At 64.2% G+C, this 22467-nt stretch carries 23 protein-coding genes; 18 read left to right on the forward strand and 5 right to left on the reverse strand.

Annotated features, from left to right (window positions below; genetic code table 11):
- The 12 genes from DCO48_RS05150 to DCO48_RS05205 form a co-directional block, all read left to right on the forward strand.
- Positions 1-392 (forward strand): tetratricopeptide repeat protein (locus tag DCO48_RS05150; RefSeq protein WP_133247589.1); only part of this gene is annotated, 392 nt, incomplete at its 5' end.
- Positions 389-1063: a chemotaxis protein CheW gene (locus tag DCO48_RS05155; RefSeq protein ID WP_116549542.1), complete on the forward strand. Its 675-nt coding sequence runs from the start codon at positions 389-391 to the stop codon at positions 1061-1063. The genes DCO48_RS05150 and DCO48_RS05155, both read left to right, overlap by 4 nt.
- Positions 1060-3363, forward strand: coding sequence for a hybrid sensor histidine kinase/response regulator (locus tag DCO48_RS05160; RefSeq protein ID WP_116549543.1), 2304 nt, complete (start codon positions 1060-1062; stop codon positions 3361-3363). Before DCO48_RS05155 ends, DCO48_RS05160 begins: the two co-directional genes overlap by 4 nt.
- Positions 3360-4373, forward strand: coding sequence for a chemotaxis response regulator protein-glutamate methylesterase (locus DCO48_RS05165; RefSeq protein ID WP_116549544.1), 1014 nt, complete (start codon positions 3360-3362; stop codon positions 4371-4373). The genes DCO48_RS05160 and DCO48_RS05165 overlap by 4 nt, the downstream gene beginning before the upstream one ends.
- A 51-nt stretch (positions 4374-4424) precedes the next feature.
- The gene (locus tag DCO48_RS05170) at positions 4425-5429 is read left to right on the forward strand and encodes a PleD family two-component system response regulator (protein ID WP_116549545.1); all 1005 of its coding nucleotides are present in this window, start codon (positions 4425-4427) and stop codon (positions 5427-5429) included.
- Between the two features lie 170 nt (positions 5430-5599).
- A protein-coding gene (prfB, locus tag DCO48_RS05175) for a peptide chain release factor 2 (RefSeq protein ID WP_116549546.1) occupies positions 5600-6695 on the forward strand; the annotation gives its coding sequence in 2 pieces (ribosomal slippage) (positions 5600-5671 and positions 5673-6695; 1095 coding nt in all).
- A gap of 108 nt (positions 6696-6803) precedes the next feature.
- On the forward strand, positions 6804-8306 hold the full coding sequence (lysS, locus tag DCO48_RS05180) for a lysine--tRNA ligase (RefSeq protein WP_116549547.1): 1503 nt from the start codon (positions 6804-6806) through the stop codon (positions 8304-8306).
- Between the two features lie 103 nt (positions 8307-8409).
- Positions 8410-9114 (forward strand): TetR/AcrR family transcriptional regulator, encoded by a 705-nt coding sequence (locus tag DCO48_RS05185; RefSeq protein ID WP_116549548.1) that lies wholly within the window; start codon positions 8410-8412, stop codon positions 9112-9114.
- A gap of 29 nt (positions 9115-9143) precedes the next feature.
- Complete coding sequence (locus DCO48_RS05190; RefSeq protein ID WP_116549549.1) at positions 9144-9689, forward strand: hypothetical protein; 546 nt, start codon at positions 9144-9146, stop codon at positions 9687-9689.
- A 37-nt stretch (positions 9690-9726) separates the two neighbouring features.
- Positions 9727-11004: a flavohemoglobin expression-modulating QEGLA motif protein gene (locus tag DCO48_RS05195; protein ID WP_116549550.1), complete on the forward strand. Its 1278-nt coding sequence runs from the start codon at positions 9727-9729 to the stop codon at positions 11002-11004.
- Positions 10976-11899, forward strand: a complete 924-nt coding sequence (locus tag DCO48_RS05200; RefSeq protein ID WP_116549551.1) for an alpha/beta hydrolase — start codon at positions 10976-10978, stop codon at positions 11897-11899. Before DCO48_RS05195 ends, DCO48_RS05200 begins: the two co-directional genes overlap by 29 nt.
- Entirely contained in the window at positions 11896-12222 is a 327-nt protein-coding gene (locus DCO48_RS05205) for a hypothetical protein (protein WP_116549552.1), read from the forward strand. The genes DCO48_RS05200 and DCO48_RS05205 overlap by 4 nt, the downstream gene beginning before the upstream one ends.
- 100 nt (positions 12223-12322) lie before the next feature.
- Here DCO48_RS05205 and DCO48_RS05210 read toward each other — a convergent pair whose 3' ends face one another.
- The 3 genes from DCO48_RS05210 to DCO48_RS05220 form a co-directional block, all read right to left on the reverse strand.
- Positions 12323-13111 carry an OmpA family protein gene (locus tag DCO48_RS05210; protein ID WP_116549553.1) on the reverse strand — a complete coding sequence of 263 codons (789 nt, stop codon included), beginning with the start codon at positions 13109-13111 and terminating at the stop codon, positions 12323-12325.
- Positions 13112-13161: 50 nt separating this feature from the next.
- A complete protein-coding gene (locus DCO48_RS05215; RefSeq protein ID WP_116549554.1) occupies positions 13162-13575 on the reverse strand; it encodes a DUF4398 domain-containing protein in 414 nt (137 codons plus the stop codon).
- A 276-nt stretch (positions 13576-13851) separates the two neighbouring features.
- Entirely contained in the window at positions 13852-14196 is a 345-nt protein-coding gene (locus tag DCO48_RS05220) for a pilin assembly protein (protein WP_116549555.1), read from the reverse strand.
- 135 nt (positions 14197-14331) lie between these two features.
- Between DCO48_RS05220 and ppc the strand changes: the two genes are divergently transcribed.
- From ppc to DCO48_RS05245, 5 genes are all read left to right on the forward strand, one after another.
- Positions 14332-16959, forward strand: a complete 2628-nt coding sequence (gene ppc / locus DCO48_RS05225; RefSeq protein ID WP_116549556.1) for a phosphoenolpyruvate carboxylase — start codon at positions 14332-14334, stop codon at positions 16957-16959.
- Positions 16960-17226: 267 nt separating this feature from the next.
- Positions 17227-17877 carry an adenylate kinase gene (adk, locus tag DCO48_RS05230; protein ID WP_116549557.1) on the forward strand — a complete coding sequence of 217 codons (651 nt, stop codon included), beginning with the start codon at positions 17227-17229 and terminating at the stop codon, positions 17875-17877.
- Between the two features lie 90 nt (positions 17878-17967).
- A complete protein-coding gene (gene tsaB, locus DCO48_RS05235; protein ID WP_116549558.1) occupies positions 17968-18642 on the forward strand; it encodes a tRNA (adenosine(37)-N6)-threonylcarbamoyltransferase complex dimerization subunit type 1 TsaB in 675 nt (224 codons plus the stop codon).
- A 130-nt stretch (positions 18643-18772) separates the two neighbouring features.
- A complete protein-coding gene (locus DCO48_RS05240; RefSeq protein ID WP_116549559.1) occupies positions 18773-19063 on the forward strand; it encodes a hypothetical protein in 291 nt (96 codons plus the stop codon).
- A 3-nt stretch (positions 19064-19066) separates the two neighbouring features.
- Positions 19067-19936: a DUF72 domain-containing protein gene (locus DCO48_RS05245; protein ID WP_116549560.1), complete on the forward strand. Its 870-nt coding sequence runs from the start codon at positions 19067-19069 to the stop codon at positions 19934-19936.
- Between the two features lie 157 nt (positions 19937-20093).
- On the opposite strand, the gene DCO48_RS05250 is transcribed toward DCO48_RS05245, so the two are convergent.
- Positions 20094-20717, reverse strand: coding sequence for an energy transducer TonB (locus tag DCO48_RS05250; protein ID WP_116549561.1), 624 nt, complete (start codon positions 20715-20717; stop codon positions 20094-20096).
- Positions 20718-20812: 95 nt separating this feature from the next.
- Between DCO48_RS05250 and DCO48_RS05255 the strand changes: the two genes are divergently transcribed.
- Positions 20813-21595, forward strand: coding sequence for a class I SAM-dependent methyltransferase (locus DCO48_RS05255; RefSeq protein WP_116549562.1), 783 nt, complete (start codon positions 20813-20815; stop codon positions 21593-21595).
- Here DCO48_RS05255 and DCO48_RS05260 read toward each other — a convergent pair whose 3' ends face one another.
- The gene (locus DCO48_RS05260; RefSeq protein ID WP_116549563.1) at positions 21596-22231 is read right to left on the reverse strand and encodes a TetR/AcrR family transcriptional regulator; all 636 of its coding nucleotides are present in this window, start codon (positions 22229-22231) and stop codon (positions 21596-21598) included. It abuts the gene before it with no gap.
- Between the last annotated feature and the right edge of the window lie 236 nt (positions 22232-22467).

Here is a 22467-nt window from a genome sequence, read left to right on the forward strand (position 1 = left end):
AGTTGGCGCCACGCCGCAGCCTGGCCCCGGCGCCGCTCGCCGCGCCTGTCAGCACGCCTAACGAGCAGGCCGGGCAACTGCTGGCGCAGATCGCCCAGCAGGCCAACGCCGGTCAGCACCAACAAGCGCGGGCCGCGTGCGAGCAGTACCTGCAACGATTCGAACCGGCCGCGCCGGTGTATTACTGGCTCGGCCTGCTCAGCGACACTGCCGGCGACAGCAGCCAGGCACTGATGCACTACCGCAAGGCCCTGTACCTTGACCCGCAGCACGCCGAAGCGTTGCTGCACCTGGCCATGCTCCTCGCCGCCCAAGGCGACGAAGCCGGCGCGCGCCGCCTGCAAGAACGTGCGGCGCGCGCCGGGCGTAGCGAGCGGGAGCCCGAACGATGAACGGACAAGGTGAACTGGACGTGATCGCCAACGATATCGAGGCCATCGACGATTGCTGGAACCGCATCGGGATCCGCGGCGACAAGAGCTGCCCGCTGCTGGAAGCGCATATCCACTGCCGCAACTGCGATGTCTACGCCGCTGCGGCGACGCGCCTGCTCGATCGCTATGCGTTGGCCCAGGATGCGCACGTGCGCGACGACAGCGAGCAGGACGGCGAAGTGCGCGGCGGCCGCTCGCTGCTGCTGTTCCGGCTTGGCGAGGAGTGGTTGGCGCTGGCCACCCGTTGCCTGGTCGAAGTGGCTCCGCTGCAACCGGTGCATTCGTTGCCGCACCAGCGCTCGCGGGTATTGCAGGGCGTGGCCAACGTGCGTGGTGCACTGGTGCCGTGCCTGTCGCTGGGCGACCTGCTGGGCCTGGAAGTGACGGCGCAGCCGGCGACGGCGGCGCGGGTCATGCCGCGTATGCTGATCGTCGCGGCCAGTGGCGGTTCGGTGGTGCTCAAGGTCGACGAGGTCGACGGCATTCATGCCCTGGAGCCCAGGCAGTTGAACGGTGAGGGCGCCAACGAATCGCGCTTCACCGCCGCCGTGCTGCAGTGGCGCGGGCGCAGCGTGCGGGTGCTGGATGAACAAGAGGTGTTGTCTGCCGTGAACCGGAGCCTGTCATGACCCCCGAGCAAATGCGCGACGCTTCGTTGCTCGAACTGTTCAGCCTGGAGGCCGAGGCGCAGACTCAGGTGCTCAGTGCCGGCCTGCTGGCGCTAGAGCGCGATCCGACCCTGGCCGACCAGCTCGAAGCCTGCATGCGCGCCGCGCACTCGCTCAAGGGCGCGGCGCGGATTGTCGGGGTGGATGCCGGGGTCAGTGTGGCGCACGTCATGGAGGATTGCCTGGTAGAGGCGCAGGAGGGCCGCCTGCGCCTGCGCCCGGAACACATCGACGCGCTGCTGCAGGGCACCGACTTGCTGATGCGTATTGCCACACCGGGGGATGCCTCCACCGACGCGGCCGTGCAGGCGTTTCTGGTGCAGATGGCTGGCCTGCTCGACCCTGGCGCGGCACCGGCGGTGGTGCCGCCGGTTGTCGAGCCGCTGCCTGAACTGCTGATCGAGGTGCCGGCGCCGGTTGCCCCGGCGTCGCCGCCGGAGCCCGAGCCGGAAAGCCTTGCCGAGCCAGCGCTCGACGCCCAGGTCAAGCGCAAGAAACAACGCACCGAAGGCGGCGAACGGGTCCTGCGGGTGACCGCCGAGCGGCTCAACAGTCTGCTCGACCTGTCGAGCAAGTCGCTGGTCGAAACCCAGCGGCTCAAGCCGTACCTGGCCACCTTGCAGCGCCTCAAACGCGTGCATGGCCAGAGCATTCGCGCCCTCGACGAGCTGAAATTACAGCTGGACGTTAGCGGCCAGCCCCCCGAACTGCAGGACGCCCTGGCCCTGGCCCAACGCCTGCTCGGCGAAACCCAGCAGATGCTGTTGCAACAGGCCAGCGACCTCGACGAGTTTGGCTGGCAGGCCGCGCAACGGGCACAACTGTTGTATGACACCGCACTGGCCTGCCGGATGCGGCCGTTTGCCGACGTGCTCACCGGGCAGAGCCGGATGGTCCGCGATCTCGGGCGCTCGCTGGGCAAACAGGTGCGCCTGGACATCGAGGGCGACAAGACCCAGGTCGACCGCGACGTGCTGGAAAAACTCGAAGCACCGCTGACCCACCTGCTGCGCAATGCCGTCGACCATGGCATCGAATCCCCCGAACAACGCCTGCTGGCCGGTAAGCCGCTGGAAGGCCAGATCCGCCTGCGCGCTTCGCACCAGGCCGGCCTGCTGGTGCTGGAACTGAGCGACGACGGAGCCGGTGTCGACCTTGAGCGCTTGCGCCAGAGTATCGTCGCCCGCCAGCTGTCGCCGGCGGAAACCGTTGCGCAGATGAGTGACGAAGAACTGCTGACCTTCCTGTTCCTGCCGGGCTTCAGCCTGCGCGACAAGGTCACCGAAGTGTCCGGGCGCGGCGTCGGGCTGGACGCCGTGCAGCACATGGTGCGCCAGTTGCGCGGCTTCATCGAGCTGCGCCAGGTGAGTGGCCAGGGTAGCTGCTTCCATCTCGAAGTGCCGCTGACCCTATCGGTGGTGCGCAGCCTGGTGGTGGAGGTGGGGGGCGAAGCCTACGCCTTCCCGCTGGCACACATCGAACGGACCCTGGCGCTACCGGCCGAGGCCATCGTGCAGATCGAGGGGCGCCAGCACTTCTGGCACGAAGGTCGACATATCGGCCTGGTGGCAGCCAGCCAGTTGCTCAACCGGCCGATCAGCGAGACCGACGGCAAGAGCATCAATGTGGTGGTCATCCGTGAGCGCGAAAGCCTGTACGGGGTGGCTGTCGAACGCTTGATCGGCGAGCGCGTGCTGGTGGTGATGCCGCTGGATGCGCGACTGGGCAAGGTGCAGGACATTTCCGCCGGGGCGCTGCTCGACGACGGTTCGGTGGTGTTGATCGTCGACGTCGAAGACTTGCTGCGGTCGGTGGAGAAACTGCTCAGTACCGGCCGCCTGGAACGCATCGAGCGTGGCCAGCGGGTTTCCCGCGAAGTGGTGCGCAAGCGCGTCCTGGTGGTCGACGACTCGCTGACTGTGCGCGAACTGCAACGCAAGCTGCTGAGCAATCGCGGCTATGAAGTAGCGGTGGCGGTGGACGGCATGGATGGCTGGAATGCCCTGCGCAGCGAGGACTTCGACCTGCTGATCACCGACATCGACATGCCGCGCATGGACGGTATCGAACTGGTCACCCTGTTGCGCCGCGACAGCCGTCTGCAATCGCTACCGGTGATGGTGGTTTCCTACAAGGACCGCGAGGAAGATCGTCGGCGTGGACTGGATGCCGGAGCCGACTACTATTTGGCCAAGGCAAGTTTCCATGACGACGCCTTGCTAGAGGCCGTGGTTGAGTTGATCGGGGGAGCCCAGGGATGAAGATCGCCATCGTCAACGATATGCCCATCGCTGTGGAGGCCTTGCGCCGGGCGCTGGCGTTCGAGCCGGCGCACCAGGTGATCTGGGTCGCGGGCAACGGCGCCGACGCAGTGCAGCGCTGTGCCGAGCACACACCGGACCTGATCCTGATGGACCTGATCATGCCGGTAATGGATGGGGTCGAGGCCACACGGCGAATCATGGCCGATACCCCGTGCGCCATCGTGATTGTCACCGTCGACCGTCAACAGAACGTGCATCGGGTGTTCGAGGCCATGGGCCATGGTGCCCTGGATGTGGTCGACACGCCGGCGCTGGGCGCCGGCGATGCGCGCGAGGCGGCGGCGCCGCTGTTGCGCAAGATCCTCAATATTGGTTGGCTGATCGGCCAGCAGCGCTCGAACAAGGTGCAGCCGGTGGCGACGCCGCTGCGTCAGGCCGCGCAACGCCAGGCGCTGGTGGCCATTGGTTCGTCTGCGGGTGGGCCGGCGGCGCTGGAGGTTCTGCTCAAGGACCTGCCGCGGCAATTTCCGGCGGCCATCGTGCTGGTGCAGCATGTGGATCAGGTGTTTGCCGCCGGTATGGCCGAGTGGCTGAGCAGTGCTTCCGGGTTGTCGGTGCGCCTGGCGTGCCAGGGCGAGCCACCGCAACCGGGGCACGTGTTGCTGGCGGGCACCAATCACCATATTCGTCTGCTCAAGGACGGTACCTTGGCGTATACGGCCGAGCCGGTGAACGAGATCTACCGGCCGTCCATCGACGTGTTTTTCGAAAGTGTGGCGCGTTACTGGCAGGGCGACGCCGTCGGCGTGCTACTGACCGGTATGGGGCGCGATGGCGCGCAGGGGCTCAAGTTGATGCGTCAGCAGGGCTACCTGACCATTGCCCAGGATCAGCAGAGCAGTGCGGTGTATGGCATGCCCAAGGCGGCAGCGGCAATCGATGCTGCGGTGGAAATCCGCGCGTTGGAGCGGATCGCGCCACGACTCATGGAAATTTTCCCGAAATGACGATATGTATTGAGCCATGCCGGCTGGCCGGCAGTGACCAGGTGACAGCGCATGAATGATTTACCGATCGACGGATTTCCCGCGACCAATGAAAACTCGGCGATGGTGCTGCTGGTCGACGACCAGGCCATGATCGGCGAGGCGGTGCGGCGTGGCCTGGCCCTGGAAGAGAATATCGACTTCCACTTCTGTGCCGACCCGCACCAGGCGGTGGCGCAGGCCATTCGGATCAAGCCGACGGTGATTCTCCAGGACCTGATCATGCCTGGCCTCGATGGCCTGAGCCTGGTGCGCGAGTACCGGGCCAACCCGGCGACCCAGGATATTCCGATCATCGTGCTGTCGACCAAGGAAGACCCGCTGGTCAAGAGTGCGGCGTTTGCCGCCGGGGCCAACGATTATCTGGTCAAGCTGCCGGACAACATCGAGCTGGTGGCGCGGATCCGCTATCACTCGCGCTCCTACCTCACCTTGTTGCAGCGCGACGAGGCGTACCGGGCATTACGGGTCAGCCAGCAGCAGTTGCTCGATACCAATCTGGTGTTGCAGCGCTTGATGAACTCCGATGGTTTGACCGGGTTGTCCAACCGCCGGCACTTCGACGAGTACCTGGAACTGGAATGGCGGCGGGCGATGCGCGATCAGACGCAGGTGTCGTTGTTGATGATCGATGTGGATTACTTCAAAGCCTACAACGACAGCTTCGGTCATCTGGAGGGCGATGAGGCACTGCGCAAGGTGGCCGAGGCGATTCGCGGGTGCTGCAGCCGGCCGAGCGATCTGCCGGCGCGCTATGGTGGCGAGGAGTTTGCGCTGGTGCTGCCGAATACGTCGCCGGGTGGGGCGCGGCTGGTGGCAGAAAAGCTGCGCCAGACCGTGGCCGCGATGAAGATCCCGCACTGCACGCCGGGCGAGGGCGCGCACCTGACCGTGAGCATTGGCCTGGCGACGCAGACGCCGGCGATTGGCAGCCATTGTCGGAACTTGATTTCGGCGGCCGACAAGGGCCTGTACCAGGCCAAGGACAATGGTCGGAACCAGGTCGGGATTGCCTGATCGAAGGGCCTTACGGCCGAGCCCGCCGCCACGGCAGTGCCACTGCGCGCTGCTGTGGCGGCGGGTGCCTCCGGCGATAGCTTCACACTGGTCCGACAGACTCCCCGCACCCAGCACACTCGGTTATACTCTCCGGCTTTTCACAGAATACGCACGAGAGCTGCCCGACCATGGAAATCAACCCGATCCTGAATACCATCAAGGACCTGACCGAGCGTTCCGAATCTATTCGGGGGTATCTTTGACTACGATCAAAAGCATGAGCGCCTGATCGAAGTCAACCGCGAGCTGGAAGACCCGGCTGTCTGGAACAAACCCGAATACGCCCAGGAACTGGGTCGCGAACGCGCCGCCCTGGCGCAGATCGTCGACACCCTGGACGAACTGAGCAGCGGCCTGACCGACGCCCGCGAACTGCTTGACATGGCCGTCGAAGAACATGACGAAAGCGCCGTCAACGACGTGGTCGAAATGCTCCAGGGCCTGGAAGCGTCCCTCGGCCAGCTCGAATTCCGTCGCATGTTCAGCGGCGAAATGGACATGAACAACGCTTACCTGGATATCCAGGCCGGCTCCGGCGGCACCGAAGCCCAGGACTGGGCCAACATCCTCCTGCGCATGTACCTGCGCTGGGCCGACAAGCGCGGCTTCGACGCCACCATCATGGAACTGTCGGCCGGCGAAGTCGCCGGGATCAAAGGCGCCACCGTGCACATCAAGGGCGAATACGCCTTCGGCTGGCTGCGCACCGAGATCGGCGTCCACCGCCTGGTCCGCAAGAGCCCGTTCGACTCCGGCAACCGTCGCCACACCTCGTTCTCGGCGGTGTTCGTGTCCCCCGAGATCGACGACAAGGTCGAAATCGAGATCAACCCGTCCGACCTGCGGATCGATACCTATCGTTCCTCCGGTGCCGGCGGTCAGCACGTCAACACCACCGACTCGGCCGTACGGATCACTCACGTACCGACCAACACCGTGGTCAGCTGCCAGAACGAACGCTCCCAGCACGCGAACAAGGACACCGCCATGAAAATGCTGCGGGCCAAGTTGTACGAGCTGGAAATGCAGAAGCGCAATGCCGCTTCGCAGGCGCTGGAAGACAGCAAGTCCGATATCGGCTGGGGTCACCAGATCCGTTCCTACGTGCTCGACGCCTCGCGGATCAAGGACCTGCGCACCAACATCGAACGCAGCGATTGCGACAAGGTGCTCGACGGCGATATCGACGAATACCTCGAAGCCAGCCTCAAGCAGGGGCTGTAACGCAACACCCGGCGGCGGCAACGGCGCGCTCCTGAGGGAGCGGGCCTTGCCCGCGATCCCTTGCCGACGGCAAGGGGGCAATGAACCCCTGATGGAAAATCTGACGACATGAGCGACCTCAAACTCGACCCGCAAGACCTGCAACAGGAAGAAAACACCCTGATCGCCCTGCGCAAGGAGAAACTTGCCGCCGAGCGCGCCAAGGGTCAGGCCTTCCCCAACGACTTCCGCCGCGACGCCTTCTGCAACGACCTGCAGAAACAGTACGTCGACAAGACCAAGGAAGAGCTGGAAGCTGCAGCGATCCCGGTCAAGGTTGCCGGTCGCATCATGCTCAACCGTGGCTCGTTCATGGTGATCCAGGACATGACCGGGCGCATCCAGGTCTACGTCAACCGTAAAACCCTGCCGGAAGAAACCCTGGCCGCAGTGAAAACCTGGGACCTGGGCGACATCATTGCCGCCGAAGGCACCCTGGCCCGTTCCGGCAAAGGCGACCTGTACGTCGAAATGACCAACGTGCGCCTGCTGACCAAGTCGCTGCGCCCACTGCCGGACAAGCACCACGGCCTGACCGACACCGAACAGCGCTACCGCCAGCGCTACGTCGACCTGATGGTCAACGAAGACGTGCGCGAAACCTTCCGCGTGCGTTCGCAAGTCATCGCCCATATCCGCAGCTTCCTGATGAAGCGTGACTTCCTCGAAGTGGAAACGCCGATGCTGCAGACCATTCCGGGCGGTGCTGCGGCCAAGCCGTTCGAAACCCACCACAATGCGCTGGACATGCAGATGTACCTGCGTATCGCCCCGGAGCTGTACCTCAAGCGCCTGGTGGTCGGTGGTTTCGAGAAGGTCTTCGAGATCAACCGCAACTTCCGTAACGAAGGTGTTTCGACCCGGCACAACCCCGAGTTCACCATGCTCGAGTTCTACCAGGCCTACGCCGACTACGAAGACAACATGGACCTCACCGAAGAGCTGTTCCGCGAGCTGGCGCAGCTGGTCCTGGGCAGCACCGACGTGCCGTACGGCGACAAGGTGTTCCACTTCGGCGAGCCGTTCATCCGGCTGTCGGTGTTCGACTCGATTCTCAAGTACAACCCGCACATCACTGCCGCCGATCTGCAGGACATCGACAAGGCCCGCGACATCGCCAAGCAGGCCGGTGCCAAGGTGCTCGGCTTCGAAGGCTTGGGCAAGCTGCAGGTGATGATTTTCGAAGAGCTGGTCGAGCACAAGCTGGAGCAGCCGCACTTCATCACCCAGTACCCGTTCGAAGTGTCGCCGCTGGCGCGCCGCAACGACGACAACCCGAACGTCACCGACCGCTTCGAGCTGTTCATCGGCGGCCGCGAAATCGCCAACGCCTACTCCGAGCTCAACGATGCCGAAGACCAGGCCGAGCGCTTCATGGCCCAGGTGGCCGACAAGGACGCCGGTGACGACGAAGCCATGCACTACGACGCCGACTTCGTTCGCGCACTGGAGTACGGCATGCCGCCAACCGCCGGTGAAGGCATCGGCATCGACCGTCTGGTGATGCTGCTGACCAACTCCCCGTCGATCCGCGACGTGATCCTGTTCCCGCACATGCGCCCACAAGCCTGAGTGCATTGAACAAGCCGCCTTTCGGGGCGGCTTTTTCATGCCTGCGCCCCGTGTTTTCCCGTTTTGACCCGATTTCTGGAGTAGATGCGTAGTGACCCCTGCAATGGCTCAACAAGGTGCTGCCGGCGTAGCCACAGCGGTAGCGGAAAGTGTTCAGTATCAGGGCCGCAAGGCCAGTCGACAGGGTAGCGAGCAACGCCGTCAGGACATTCTCGATGCCGCCATGCGCATCATCGTCCGCGATGGCGTGCGCGGCGTGCGCCACCGTGCGGTGGCCGCCGAGGCCGGGGTGCCGCTGTCGGCCACCACCTATTATTTCAACGATATCCAGGACCTGCTCAGCGACACCTTCGCCCAGTACGTCGAACGCAGCGCCGCCTACATGGCCCGGCTGTGGGAGAACAGCGAGGTGATCCTGCGCCAGTTGCTGGCGCAGGACGATGGCACCCCGCAATCGCGCGCCTGGCTGGCCGACGAGGTGGCGAAGATGACCGCCGACTATGTGCGTCGTCAGTTGAGCAACCGCCGCGACTTCCTCATGGCCGAGCAGGCCTTCCGTCAAGAGGCATTGCTGTGCCCACGGCTGGCCGAACTGGTGCGCCTGCACGAGCAGATTCTCATGCGTGGCACCTGCCAACTGCTGCAGGTCGTTGGTTCGCGCCAGCCGCAGCAAGATGCCATAGTGTTGACGGCCATTATCGAGCAGATGGAATATCAGGGCCTGCTAGAGGCTGCGGCGCCGCAGACCGATGCGCAGATGCTCGCTATCCTTACCCGTTACCTGCATCTGGTGCTGGCTTCGGTGTAGGTCGCGACTCACTTTCCAAGGAGAACCGGATGAACGCCTGGCGTGTGCTGTTGGCCCTGACCTTCCTGCTGTTGGGCGGTTGCCTGGTGACCTTCAATGAGCCGATCCCAGCCAACGAGGCGGCGCCCAAGGCCCTGCTCGGCAAATGGAGCAGCAAGGACGCCTGGGGCGAGCCGCTGACCCTGCAGATCAGCCGCAGTGGTGGCAATGCCTACAAGGCCGTGGCCAGCGGCAAGCACCGCAAGGCCGAAGACTATGCCTTTACCGTCGCCCGCCACGGCAACCGCTGGTACCTGTCGGCCGGGGTGCCGAAGCGCCTGGGCGGCAATTTCCTGATTGGCGGCTTCGAAGTGATCGATGGCAAGGAACTGGTGGTCTACAACCTCGACGTCGAGCAGATCAACCAGGCCTTGAAGAACAAGGAACTGAGCGGGCGCAGCATCGAGGTGCCCGAGGACAACGGCAGCGGCGTGCTGATCGACAGCCCGTCGGCGCGCGTGCTGGCCTACCTCGACGACCCGGCCAATTCCGACCTGTTCGTCGAAGTCGCGCGATTCCAGCGCGCCGGCAAATAACTGCAACTTACCGAACCCGTAGAACAAGGAGCTTGGGGTGGACGAGTACCAGCAGACGATCCGTACCCTGTCAGATCGCATAGTCCTGGCACAAACACCCATCCGCGTGCTCGATGCGGTGAAGTGGGACGACTCGATTCGCCAGGGTTTCCTCAAGGCCAAGGGCAAGGAAATGCCGGCGGTGGACCGCAGCTACTACCAGCGACGGCCGCTGTCGTTCGATTCCAGCGCGGTCAAGCTCGAGTTCCAGAACATCGAGCGCGACATCACCCGCCAACTCGGCCAGTTCAACCCGGTTGGACAGATCATGCGGCGCATGTGCAAGGAGTACCGCATGGTCGTGCGCATGCTCGAAGCGCGCGGCACCGAGGACTTCGGGCTGATTTCGCAGGAGCTCTACGGCGCCGCCTCCGACGCCTTCCATGCCGGCGACCCAACCCTGGCCGACCTTGGCCTGATGCTTTCCGACTACCTGAACAACATCGACGGCCGTGGCGACCTCAAGGACGAACCGAAGAACCTCACCGCCAAACAGGCCGTGGAGCTGCTCCAGGGCCGGCTGAACAAGGTGTTCGGCGAGGCCGAGGAAACCATCCGGGTGTTCGAGTCCGACGGCATCGTTGCCGATGCGGCGGCCGGCGCCGACTACATCAAGATCCGCGCCGATGCCATGTTCAACAGCCGCGATGTGCGCGCGCTGGAGGTGCATGAAGGGCTGGTGCATGTCGGTACTACCCTGAACGGCCTCAATCAGCCGATCTGCACCTTCCTGGCCAAGGGCCCGCCGTCGTCGACGGTGACCCAGGAAGGCCTGGCGATCCTGATGGAAGTGATTGCCTTCGCCTCTTACCCGAGCCGCCTGCGCAAGCTCACCAACCGCACGCGGGCGATCCACATGGTCGAGGAGGGCGCCGACTTCATGCAGGTCTACGAATTCTTCCGCGCCCAGGGCTTCGAGATGGCCGAGAGCTACGGCAACGCCAGTCGGGTATTCCGTGGCTCGGTGCCCAATGGCCTGCCGTTTACCAAAGACTTGTCCTACCTCAAGGGCTTCATCATGGTTTACAACTACATTCAGTTGGCCGTGAGAAAGGGCAAGCTTGAACAGATTCCCTTGCTGTTCTGCGGCAAGACCACCCTGGAAGACATGCGTACCCTGCGTCAACTGGTCGACGAAGGCCTGGTGGAGCCACCCAAATACCTGCCGGAGCAGTTCCGCGACCTGAACGCGCTGTCGGCCTGGATGTGTTTCTCCAACTTCCTCAATCACCTGAGCCTGGACCGGATTGAAGCCGACTATTCGAACATTCTCTGAGCACGGGCGGCGCTGGCTGGGCCTTGGCCTGTTGCTGGCGAGCCTGGGCGGCTGCAGTTCGCTGTTGTTCTACCCCGAGCCTGGGCAGCCGTTCACCCCAGAGAAAGCCAAGCTTGCCTACCGCGACGTGACCCTCACGGCCGCCGACGGCACCCGCCTGCATGGTTGGTGGTTGCCAGCCAAGGACGGCGTTGAGGTCAAGGGTACGGTGCTGCACCTGCATGGCAATGGCGGCAACCTGGCCTGGCACCTGGGCGCTAGCTGGTGGTTGCCAGAGCAGGGCTACCAGGTGTTGTTGCTCGACTATCGCGGTTACGGCCTGTCGCAAGGCAAGCCGTCGTTGCCGGCGGTGTACCAGGACATCGACGCCGCCATGGGCTGGCTGCAGCAGGCCCCGGAGGTTGCCGGCAAACCGCTGGTGCTGCTGGGGCAGAGCCTGGGTGGGGCGTTGGCGATTCATTACCTGGGCGAGCACCCCGAGCAGCGTCGGCGCTTCCAGGCGCTGGTGTTCGATGGGGTACCGGCCAGCTACCGCGAGGTTGGGCAGTTTGCCCTGAGCACGTCGTGGTTGCTGTGGGCGTTTCAGGTGCCGCTGTCATGGCTGGTGCCGGATGGCGACAGTGCCATACGTTCAATTGATCAATTGAACACGCCACCGAAGCTGTTCTTTCATAGCATCGACGACCCGATCGTGCCGCTGGTCAATGGCCTGCAGCTGTATCAGGCGGCGCCGCCGCCACGGGTGCTGCAACTGACCCGAGGTGGGCATGTGCAGACGTTTGCCGACCCGACCTGGCGCCAGGTGATGCTGCGGTTCCTGGATGACCCCGAACATTTCAACGGGCTGCGGCGTTTGGCCGAGGTCCCTAATTACCCTGACGAGAAGTCGCAATGAGTGAAGAACGCAACGCCATCCCGCTGATCATTACCGGCATCTGCAGCATCATCGGCACGGTGGGCTGCCTGTGGTACTACGGTTACCTGCATTTCGCCAAGCCCGAGGATGCCTTGCTGCTGTCGGACTTCACCATGCTCAAGACCATTCCGGGGGAAGACTACAAGGTCTCGCTGAGCCCGGCGCCGCAGGTGGCGCAGTGCATCGATGGCGTGCTGGTGTTGTTCGACACCTCGCAGAAGGGCTTGACCGGTGTGCTGGTGGACAACAAGAAGCAGGCGGTACGTTGCATGGGCCAGGAAACCCCGCAGCAGGTTCAGTAAGCCTTCATAAAAGCATCGCGGGACGAGCCCGCTCCCACGCAAAAGCGACTGTGCTCTTCTGTGGGAGCGGGCTCGTCCCGCGATGAGGCCCTTCAGTCAATCAGTTCAATTGACTAACTGAACGCGGCGCCACCGGCTGGTTGTCGTTGGAAATGGTCACTTCCACCCGACGGTTCTGCGCGCGACCCGAGTTGCTGCTGTTGTCGGCAACCGGATACTCCTTGCCATAGCCTTGCGCCACGATCCGTGCCGGATCTACCCCAGCCCGTACCAGGGCAGCACGCACCGAGTTGGCCCGCCGCTCGGACAGCGACTGGTTGTAGTTCGCCGAGCCCTTGCTGTCGGTGTAGCCCTCGACGATCACCTTGCGGTCAGGATTCTCGTTGAGGAACTGCGCCAGCTTGGTGATGTTCGGGAAGGCGCTGCTTTTCAGGTTGGCCTTGTCGAAATCGAACAGTACATCGCCAAAGGTCACCAGGGTGCCGCGTTCGGTCTGCTTGGCGTTGAGGCTGTCCTGCAGTTGTTTGATCTGCGCGTCGCGGGCGTCCAGGCGGGCCTGGGCGCGTTGCGCAGCGGCATTTTTCAGGTTGTTTTCAGCGGTACGCAGGGCGATGGTCTGTTTCGCCACCTCGACACGCTGGTTGGTCAGGTAGGCCAGTTGGTCGATCTTCTTCTCGTTTTCCTTGTCCATGTAGGCCTTGTCGGCCTTGTTCAGCCAGTCCTGGGCATCCTTGGTTTCAAGGGCCGCCACTTTGCTCGACTGCGGGTCGCTTTGCAGGGCGGAGAAGTTGCTCCGGGCCGATTCCAGGTTGGCGTTCGGTTGCGAAGAGCAAGCGGCCAGGCCAACGCTCAGGGCCAGGAGGGCGGGGATCATCACGTGTTTACGCATAGTGGTTCATCCTTTGATCGATTACGAATGCACGGTGGGCGGGCGGCGGCTTACTGCACGCTGCGCATGCCTTCCTCACGCAGGTCCTGAACCCCCTGGCGGGCGTCCTGCACGGCTTTCTGGGCTTTGGCGGCCTGGGCCGTGCGTTCGGCGACGCGGGCATCCCATTCGGCTTGTTCGGCCAGGGTACGGGCTTCGTCATACTTCTTGTCGTGCATGGCAATTTCGGCCTGCTTGAACTTGTCCTGAGCCGATTTCATCTGCACGGCGGCAAACTCGGTACCGCCCGCAGTGACGGCGGAATTCACTGCCGATTGCGCCAGGGCGTATTGCTCGCTGGGCGGGTTGCCGGCACAGCCGGCCAGAACCAGGCTGCTGCCCAGTGCCAGCGCGGCCAGCTTGAGCCCGCGCAGGTGGCTGAACGAGGTGTGTGCGGTGCGGGTCTTCATAGTGGTCAACTCCATTGGATCACTCCTGATGAACGACGAATGCCGTAGCAGTCCATCGGCGGGCCCGACCGCCACGAGGAAGACAGTTACCCGTGGCGGAAGGGTTTTGCCGTAATGGCTATTGGCTGTGACCGAAGCGATTTTTGAATAGTTCAGAAAAAATTCGTGCGGGGTGGAGCTTTTTACTGACTGATCGGTCAGTGAGTTTTTTCGGGAACTATCGGGTGCGCGCAGGTGTATCGGGGAGGCTCCCTCAGGGGGGAATTCAGCGGGGTTTTACTGGCTGACAGGTCAGTGCGTGGATTCATCCTTGCGCGTACTCATGTCGCGCAAGTAGCGCCGGGAAAGCGCGAGAAAGCGCGGCGTCGCGCCAATGTCCTCATACAGCGGATCGCCTTCCTCGTCGGTGGCGATCACCTGCTGGCCCTTGATGTACGGAAAGCTTGCCTCCAGCTCTTCCAGCGCCGCCCCGAGCAGCTCCCCGAGCAGTTCTTCCGGCTGGCGTTTCGGATACATCTCCGCCAGTGCGGCAAGGCGCGCCGCGGCTTCCACGTCCAGATGCAGCACATGGCCGGTCGCCGTCAGGCGGCCTTTGGCGCTGTGCTCCCAGTGTTCGGCCAGTTCGCGAATTTTCATGATGACCTCGTTCAAAGCCCACGGGCATGTCTTGAGCTTAGCCCGCCTGCTCGCCGTGGTCTGCCTTGAAAGCACCAGCGGTAGTGGGGCACTCTGGACCCAGAGCGGTTTTCCCGAATGCTGGAGATAAGGCTGATGACCGATATCGATGTGCGCTTGCGTGAAGATGTTCATCTGTTGGGCGAGTTGTTGGGCGATACCGTGCGCGAACAGCACGGCGAAGCATTTTTGCAGAAGATCGAAGCCATCCGCCGCAGTGCCAAGGCCGATCGCAGCGGCAGCGCCGAGCAACTGAGCTCCAGCCTCGCCGACCTCGACGAGAACGAACTGCTGCCGGTGGCACGAGCGTTCAACCAGTTTCTCAACCTGGCGAACATCGCCGAGCAGTACCAGCTGATTCGCCGTCGCGAGGCCGGCCAGCCGGAACCCTTCGAATCGCGGGTGCTGCCCGAACTGCTGGCCCGGCTCAAGGCCGCCGGCCACAGCGACGACGCTCTGGCCCGGCAACTGGGCAAGCTGAGCATCGAGCTGGTGCTCACCGCCCACCCCACCGAGGTGGCGCGGCGCACCCTGATCCAGAAGTACGACGCCATCGCCGAACAGCTCGCCGCCCAGGATCACCGCGACCTGATCCCGGCCGAGCGCGAACAGATCCGCGAACGCCTGCAACGGCTGATCGCCGAAGCCTGGCACACCGAAGAAATCCGCCGCACCCGGCCGACCCCGGTCGACGAAGCCAAGTGGGGCTTCGCGGTGATCGAACATTCGCTGTGGCAGGCCATCCCGCATCACCTGCGCAAGGTCGACAAGGCCCTGCACGCCGCCACCGGCCTGCGCCTGCCGCTGGAGGCCGCGCCGATCCGCTTCGCTTCATGGATGGGCGGCGACCGTGACGGCAACCCGAACGTCACCGCCAAGGTCACCCGCGAAGTGCTGCTGCTGGCGCGCTGGATGGCCGCCGACCTGTTCCTGCGCGACATCGATGCGCTGGCCGCCGAGCTGTCCATGCAGCAGGCCAGCGAGGCCTTGCGGGCCAAGGTCGGTGGGTCTGCCGAGCCGTATCGGGCGCTGCTCAAGGCACTGCGCGAGCGCCTGCGCGTTACCCGCGCCTGGGCCCAGGCATCCCTGGCCAGCGCCCAGGCGCCTGGCGCCGAGGTGCTGCAGGACAACCGCGAGCTGTTCGAGCCGCTGCTGCTCTGTTTCGAATCGCTGCACGCCTGTGGCATGGGCGTGATTGCCGACGGGCCGTTGCTCGACTGCCTGCGCCGGGCGGTGACCTTCGGCCTGTTCCTGGTCCGCCTGGACGTGCGCCAGGACGCCGCCCGGCACGCCGCCGCGCTCGGCGAAATCACCGAGTACCTCGGCCTCGGGCGCTATGAGGACTGGGACGAAGAGGCGCGCATCGCGTTCCTCCAACGCGAACTGAACAACCGTCGTCCGCTGTTGCCGAGTCACTTCCAGCCACAGGCCGACACCGCCGAGGTGCTGGCCACCTGCCGCGAAATCGCCGCCGCACCGGCCGCCTCGCTGGGCTCCTACGTGATCTCCATGGCCGGCGCCGCTTCCGACGTGCTGGCGGTACAATTGCTGCTCAAAGAGGCCGGGGTGTTGCGGCCGATGCGCGTGGTGCCGCTGTTCGAAACCCTTGCCGACCTCGACAACGCCGGCCCGGTGATGGCGCGCCTGCTCGGCCTGCCGGGCTATCGCGCCGGGCTGCATGGCCCGCAGGAAGTGATGATTGACTATTCCGACTCGGCCAAGGACGCCGGCACCACGGCGGCAGCCTGGGCCCAGTACCGCGCGCAGGAAACCCTGGTGCGCATCTGTCGTGAGCAGCAGGTTGAGCTGTTGTTGTTCCATGGCCGTGGCGGCACCGTCGGCCGTGGCGGCGGCCCGGCCCACGCGGCGATCCTCTCGCAGCCGCCGGGCTCGGTGGCCGGGCGGTTCCGCACCACCGAACAGGGCGAGATGATCCGCTTCAAGTTCGGCCTGCCGGACATCGCCGAGCAGAACCTCAACCTGTACCTGGCCGCAGTGCTCGAAGCGACCCTGCTGCCACCACCGCCACCGCAGCCGGCCTGGCGTGCGCTGATGGACCAGTTGGCGGCCGACGGGGTCAAGGCCTACCGTGGCGTGGTGCGCGAGAATCCCGCGTTCGTCGAGTACTTCCGCCAGTCCACTCCGGAACAGGAACTGGGCCGTCTGCCGCTGGGCAGCCGCCCGGCCAAGCGGCGTGCCGGTGGCATCGAAAGCCTGCGGGCGATCCCGTGGATCTTCGGCTGGACCCAGACCCGCCTGATGCTGCCGGCCTGGCTCGGTTGGGAAGCCGCGTTGAACAATGCGCTGGCGCGCGGGCAGGGGCCATTGCTGGCCGAGATGCGTGAGCAGTGGCCGTTCTTCCGGACCCGCATCGACATGCTTGAGATGGTGTTGGCCAAGGCCGACGCGGAGATCGCCCGCTCCTACGACGAACGTCTAGTGCAACCGCAACTGCGACCTTTAGGTGCGCATCTGCGCGACCTATTGTCGCAGGCGTGCCAGGTGGTGCTGGGGCTGACCGGGCAGCCGGTGCTACTCGCGCACAGCCCCGAGACCCTCGAATTCATCCGCTTGCGCAACACCTACCTCGATCCGCTACATCTATTGCAGGCCGAACTGCTGGCCCGCTCGCGCGGCCGCGAAGCCGCTCTGGACAGCCCTCTGGAGCAAGCATTGCTGGTGACTGTGGCCGGTATCGCGGCCGGGTTGCGCAACACCGGTTGAGGTCGGCAAGGGCGGGGCGGTGCGGGTTGGCTCCGCCTCCAGCAACGCTGGGCGAAGGTCTCCACGAATAGGGTTGCGCCCGGCGCAACCCTGTCCCCAAAGCAGCCCCGACCATGGCTTTTTCCAACTTTCGCCCGCTTGTGTGGTCTGGGGCGGCTGTGTATCTTGAGCAGCCTTTTGACCAATTTATGGTCATAACCCGATTTTTGGGATTGGCCCGACGTGGCGAATCCATTGATTTGCTTACAAAAAAATGAGGAGCACAAGATGCGCGTAATTCTGCTGGGAGCTCCCGGGGCCGGTAAAGGTACTCAGGCAAAGTTCATCACCGAGAAATTCGGTATTCCGCAGATCTCCACTGGCGACATGCTGCGTGCTGCGGTCAAGGCTGGCACCCCGCTGGGTCTGGAAGCCAAGGCGATCATGGATGCCGGCAAGCTGGTCTCCGACGAACTGATCATCAACCTGGTCAAGGACCGCATCGCCCAGGCCGACTGCGCGAACGGCTTCCTGTTCGACGGTTTCCCACGCACCATTCCTCAGGCCGAAGCCCTGGTGACGGCCGGCGTCGAGCTGGACGCCGTGGTTGAAATCGCCGTTGCCGACGAAGAAATCGTGCAGCGTATCGCCGGCCGCCGCGTTCACGAAGCCTCGGGCCGCGTCTACCACGTGGTCTACAACCCGCCGAAGGTTGAAGGTAAAGACGACCTCACCGGTGAAGACCTGGTGCAGCGTAAAGACGACACCGAAGAAACCGTGCGTCATCGTCTGTCGGTCTACCACGAGCAGACCAAGCCGCTGGTGGACTTCTACCAGAAGCTGTCGGCTGCCAACGGCGGCAAGCCGAAGTACAGCCACATCGAAGGTGTCGGTTCGGTTGATGCGATCACCACCAAGGTGCTTGCCGCGCTGAGCTGATCCGTCCCTCGGGATGTGCAGAACAACGGCCCGCTTGCGGGCCGTTGTTGTTTATAATGGCGCTCTTTTTTCTCTCGCCTGGAAGCCCCGATGACCACCTTGCTGGCCCTCGATACCGCCACCGAAGCCTGCTCCGTTGCCTTGCTCCATGATGGCAAGGTGCTTAGCCATTACGAGGTGATCCCGCGCCTGCATGCGCAGAAGCTGTTGCCGATGATCCAGACCCTGCTCGGCGACGCTGGCATCGCCCTGTCGGCGCTCGATGCCATCGCCTTCGGTCGTGGTCCCGGGGCGTTCACCGGCGTGCGGATCGCCATCGGCGTGGTCCAGGGCCTGGCCTTTGCGCTGGAGCGGCCGGTGCTGCCGGTGTCGAACCTGGCCGTGCTGGCCCAGCGCGCCTTGCGCGAGCACGGCGCGCGGCAGGTGGCCGCGGCCATCGATGCGCGGATGGACGAGGTGTACTGGGGCTGCTACCAGGAAAGCGCCGGCGAGATGCGCCTGCTCGGTAGCGAAGTGGTACTGCCGCCGGAGCAGGTGATTGTCCCCGCCCAAATCAGTGGCGAGCTGTTTGGCGCGGGCACCGGCTGGGCCTATGCCGAGCGCCTGCCGGTGAACGTCGCCGGCATCGATGCTGGCATGCTGCCGCACGCCCTCGACCTGCTGAACCTGGCCCAGTTCGCCTGGGCTCGCGGTGAAGCCATCGCGGCCGATCAGGCCCAGCCTGTCTACCTGCGCGACAACGTTGCGACGCCAAAAAGCCGCTGATTGCCTTTGGTCGGTTATCGCCAATCAAAGTAAAACGTTTTGCCCGATCTGTGGTCCAGTTATCAGTCGGGCATTTGCGAAAGGCCTCAGGTGCCGCTAAATTGCCATCATTGGTTCCGAGTACCTTTCCATGCGTATCGACGGCTTTTCTTCCCAGTCCTATCCGATCAAGCGCCCCCTGCGTAAGCCGGCGGTGCGTGACGAGGCGGTGGACGACGAAGACGCGCTGCCGGGCGAGTACGAGGTCCAGGGGCAACCGGCCGGCGCCAGCCGCACAGGCGGCCTGCCAGCCCGACCGCAAGACATGATCTTCCCCCGCGCCCGCGACAAGCGCACCAAGCATGCGCTTACCGCCTACCTGACCACGGCCGGCTTTGTCGACTGGGACATGGAAGTACTGGGGCTAGACCTGTACATTTGAGGGATGAGTTTTCCATCCCTTCCATATTTTGTAGGTTGTCCGTCCTGGAGTGAGAACGCCTGGCGCGATTACCTGTATCCCTCCGACGCCAAAACCAGCGATTTCCTCGGCCTCTACAGCCAGGTGTTCAACGCCGTGGAAGGTAACACCACCTTCTATGCGCGCCCGGCGCCGGCCACCCTCGAACGCTGGGCCCAACTGATGCCGGCGCATTTTCGCTTTACCGCCAAGTTCCCCGGCGACATCAGCCACGCTGGCGACCTACGCGAGCAGCTCACGGCGGCCCACACCTTTGTCGAACTGCTCAAACCGCTGGGCGCACGCGTGGCGCCGTTCTGGTTGCAGTTGCCGGCAATGTTCGGCCCGGCGCGGCTCGGCGAGTTGCTGAGCTTTATCGATGAGATCGGTGTGCCAGTGGCGGTCGAGGTGCGCAATCAGGCGTTCTTTGCCAAAGGCGAGGAAGAGCGCTTGCTCAACCGGCTGTTGCACGAACGCTGCATCGAGCGTATCTGTCTCGACCCGCGCGCGCTGTTCAGTTGCACCTCGCGTGACCCCGGGGTGCTTCACGCACAGTCGAAAAAACCGCGGGTACCGCCGCGACCGACAGCCTTCAGCCAGCACCCGCAGGTGCGTTTCATCGGCCACCCGGAACTTGAAGCCAACGAGCCGTTTCTACAGCCATGGCTGGACAAGGTGGCGGGCTGGATCGAGGAAGGTCGCAGCCCCTATGTTTTTCTGCACACTGCCGACAACCGCCTGGCGGCGGCTCTGGCGCAGCGTTTTCATCAGCGCTTGATGGAGCGTTTGCCGGGGTTGCCGGCCTTGCCTGAACTGGACAGGGCACCACCGGCCGAACAACTCGGCCTGCTCTGAGCGCGTGTTGCCAGATGCCCTGCTGCGCTGACCATGGATGTGCAAACCCTGCCCGCCGAAGCCTATGCCGAAGTCGGCGCCGACGAGCTGTTCGCGTCAGGGCTGCGCAGTGTCGAAATCATCTCAAGCGGGCAGGGGTTTCTGGCCAGTTCTGCCGTCAGGCGGCGATGCGTACGTTGTTCAGGACCACCGGGCGCGCCCATTGCAGGTCGAACTCCAGCGCGGTCTGCTGCTTGACCAGGGTCTGCTGGTCGAACGGCTCCGGCTTGGGGTCGAGCAGGTCGGTTTCGAACTCGGCAATCGGCAAGTGCAGCGCATACGGGGTGGGCGCGGCCCCCGGCGTTGGCAGCGGCTGGCCCTGGTTCATCACCACTGGGCGCACCCAGGTGTTGCTGATGTCCAGTTGGCGTTGTTGCTCGATCAGTTCGGCGGCGCTGAACGGCGGGGCCGGTTTGTCCAGCAGTTCCAGCTCGAACTCGGCGATTGGCAGGAACAGTGGCTCGGGTGGCGCGACTTCGGTGTCGTGCACCTCGCAGACGCGCTGGTGGTGGATCTGCGCCAGGGCCTGGCTGCCACCGATCGGTTCCCCGCTGGGGGCAACGTCGGCCAGTGCCGGGAACATCATCTCGGACGCTACGGCTTCGCCTTGCTGCTCCGCCAACGCCTGGGCGTAGAACGCCTGCCACAGGTGGCTGGCGCCGCCGTGGGTCTGCACGTTGTGCCGGCTGAAGTCGCCGACAGGCGACAGGTAACCGGTGGAGAGTTGAAGAATGTCAGTCATAACCGTCGAATGCTGTCCGGGTCTGGCAAAATGGCGATCACTTCGGTTATCGGCAGCCGCCGACGATCATTTAATTTTTTTGAGCGTGGACAGCCATGGTGGAACAAGAGGCGCAAGGCGGAATTCGGATCGAGGCGCTGACTGCCGATTTTCAGGCACAGGCCGAGCACTGGGCGGTGCGCCTGGGCCTGCCGTTGCAGGACGAGACGGCGGCCTTTGCCGTGCAACTGGGGGCCGACGGTTTGCAGATCCAGCAGCTCGGGCCGCAGGCGCCGGGGCCGGTGCGGGTCGACTTTGTCGAAGGCGCGGCAGCGCATCGGCGAGTGTTCGGCGGCGGCAGCGGGCAGATGATCGCCAAGGCTGTGGGCATCGCCCAGGGCGTGCGGCCACGGGTGCTGGATGCCACGGCCGGGCTCGGCAAAGACGCCTTTGTACTGGCCAGCCTGGGCTGCGAGATGCAGTTGATCGAGCGCCAACCGCTGGTTGCCGCGCTGCTTGAAGACGGCCTGGCGCGGGCGGCCCGCGATGCCGAGGTGGGCCCGATCGTGGCCCGCATGCACCTGCTCAGCGGCAATTCGATCGAGCGCATGCGCCACTGGGACGGCGAGGCGCCGCAGGTGATCTACCTCGACCCGATGTTCCCGCACCGCGACAAGAGTGCGCTGGTGAAGAAGGAAATGCGCGTGTTCCGCCCGCTGGTGGGCGATGACCTCGACGCCCCGGCGCTGCTCGAAGCGGCGCTGGCACTGGCCAGCCACCGGGTGGTGGTCAAGCGCCCGCGCAAGGCGCCGATTATCGATGGGCCCAAGCCCAGCCACAGCCTCGAAGGCAAGTCGAGCCGCTACGACATCTACCCGAAAAAGGCCCTGAAGGCCTGATCAGCGGCGGTAGGCGCTGAGGAACATGGCGACCACCTCGCGCACATGGGCCTCGGCGGCTTCGGCGTCCAGCGCGGGCGCGTAGCCGAGCAGCAGGCGATAGTTCGGCGCGCCCTTGAGCAGGCAGAAGAAATGCTCGGCGGCTTTCGCCGGCTGTTCGATACGCAGCAGGCCGTGCTGGTCAACCCGGGTCAGCAGGGTTTCCATTTCGCGCAGGACCCGCAACGGGCCCGCTTCGAAGAAAATCTGGCTGAGCTTGGGGTCCTGGCTGCCGAGGGTCATGATCAGCCGGGTCAGTTTCACCGACTGGTCGTTGCTGATCAGCGCCTGGAAGCCCAGGCCGATGTTCAGCAGCACCTGTTCCAGCGGTACGCCATCGGGCAACTCGAAGATCAGCTCTGGTAACTGCGCGGTGCAGGTGGCCGACACGGCGGCGGTGAACAGCGTCTCCTTGTCGGTGAAGTGGCTGTAGACCGTGAGCTTTGAAACACCGGCCGCTGTCGCGACTGCATCCATGCTGGTGCTGGCATAGCCATGGGTCAGGAACAGGGCCTTGGCGGCGTCGAGGATGGCCTGGCGCTTGGCCAGATCCTTTGGCCGGCCGGGGCCAGTGGAAACAGCAGGATCGTTGGGCATGGGATCAGGGGTGGTTGGTAATGGGGTATAGGGTACACCCATGGGGCAGCGTGGGGGAGACTCGGTGTCGGACAGATCAGCCCGCCGTGCTTCACCAAGCGCCAGGCTGCATGAGGTCATTACAGGATGGTCGAAGGGGGGGAAGACGCTGCAATCGTTCTACAGTTTTTTGTAGGAGGTTTCCGAGCAGGCTGGTTAGTTGAAGCGCGTCACATTTTTCTAGAGACGGTAGTGAT

This window comes from Pseudomonas sp. SDI, from assembly GCF_003105155.1.
Taxonomy (GTDB): domain Bacteria; phylum Pseudomonadota; class Gammaproteobacteria; order Pseudomonadales; family Pseudomonadaceae; genus Aquipseudomonas.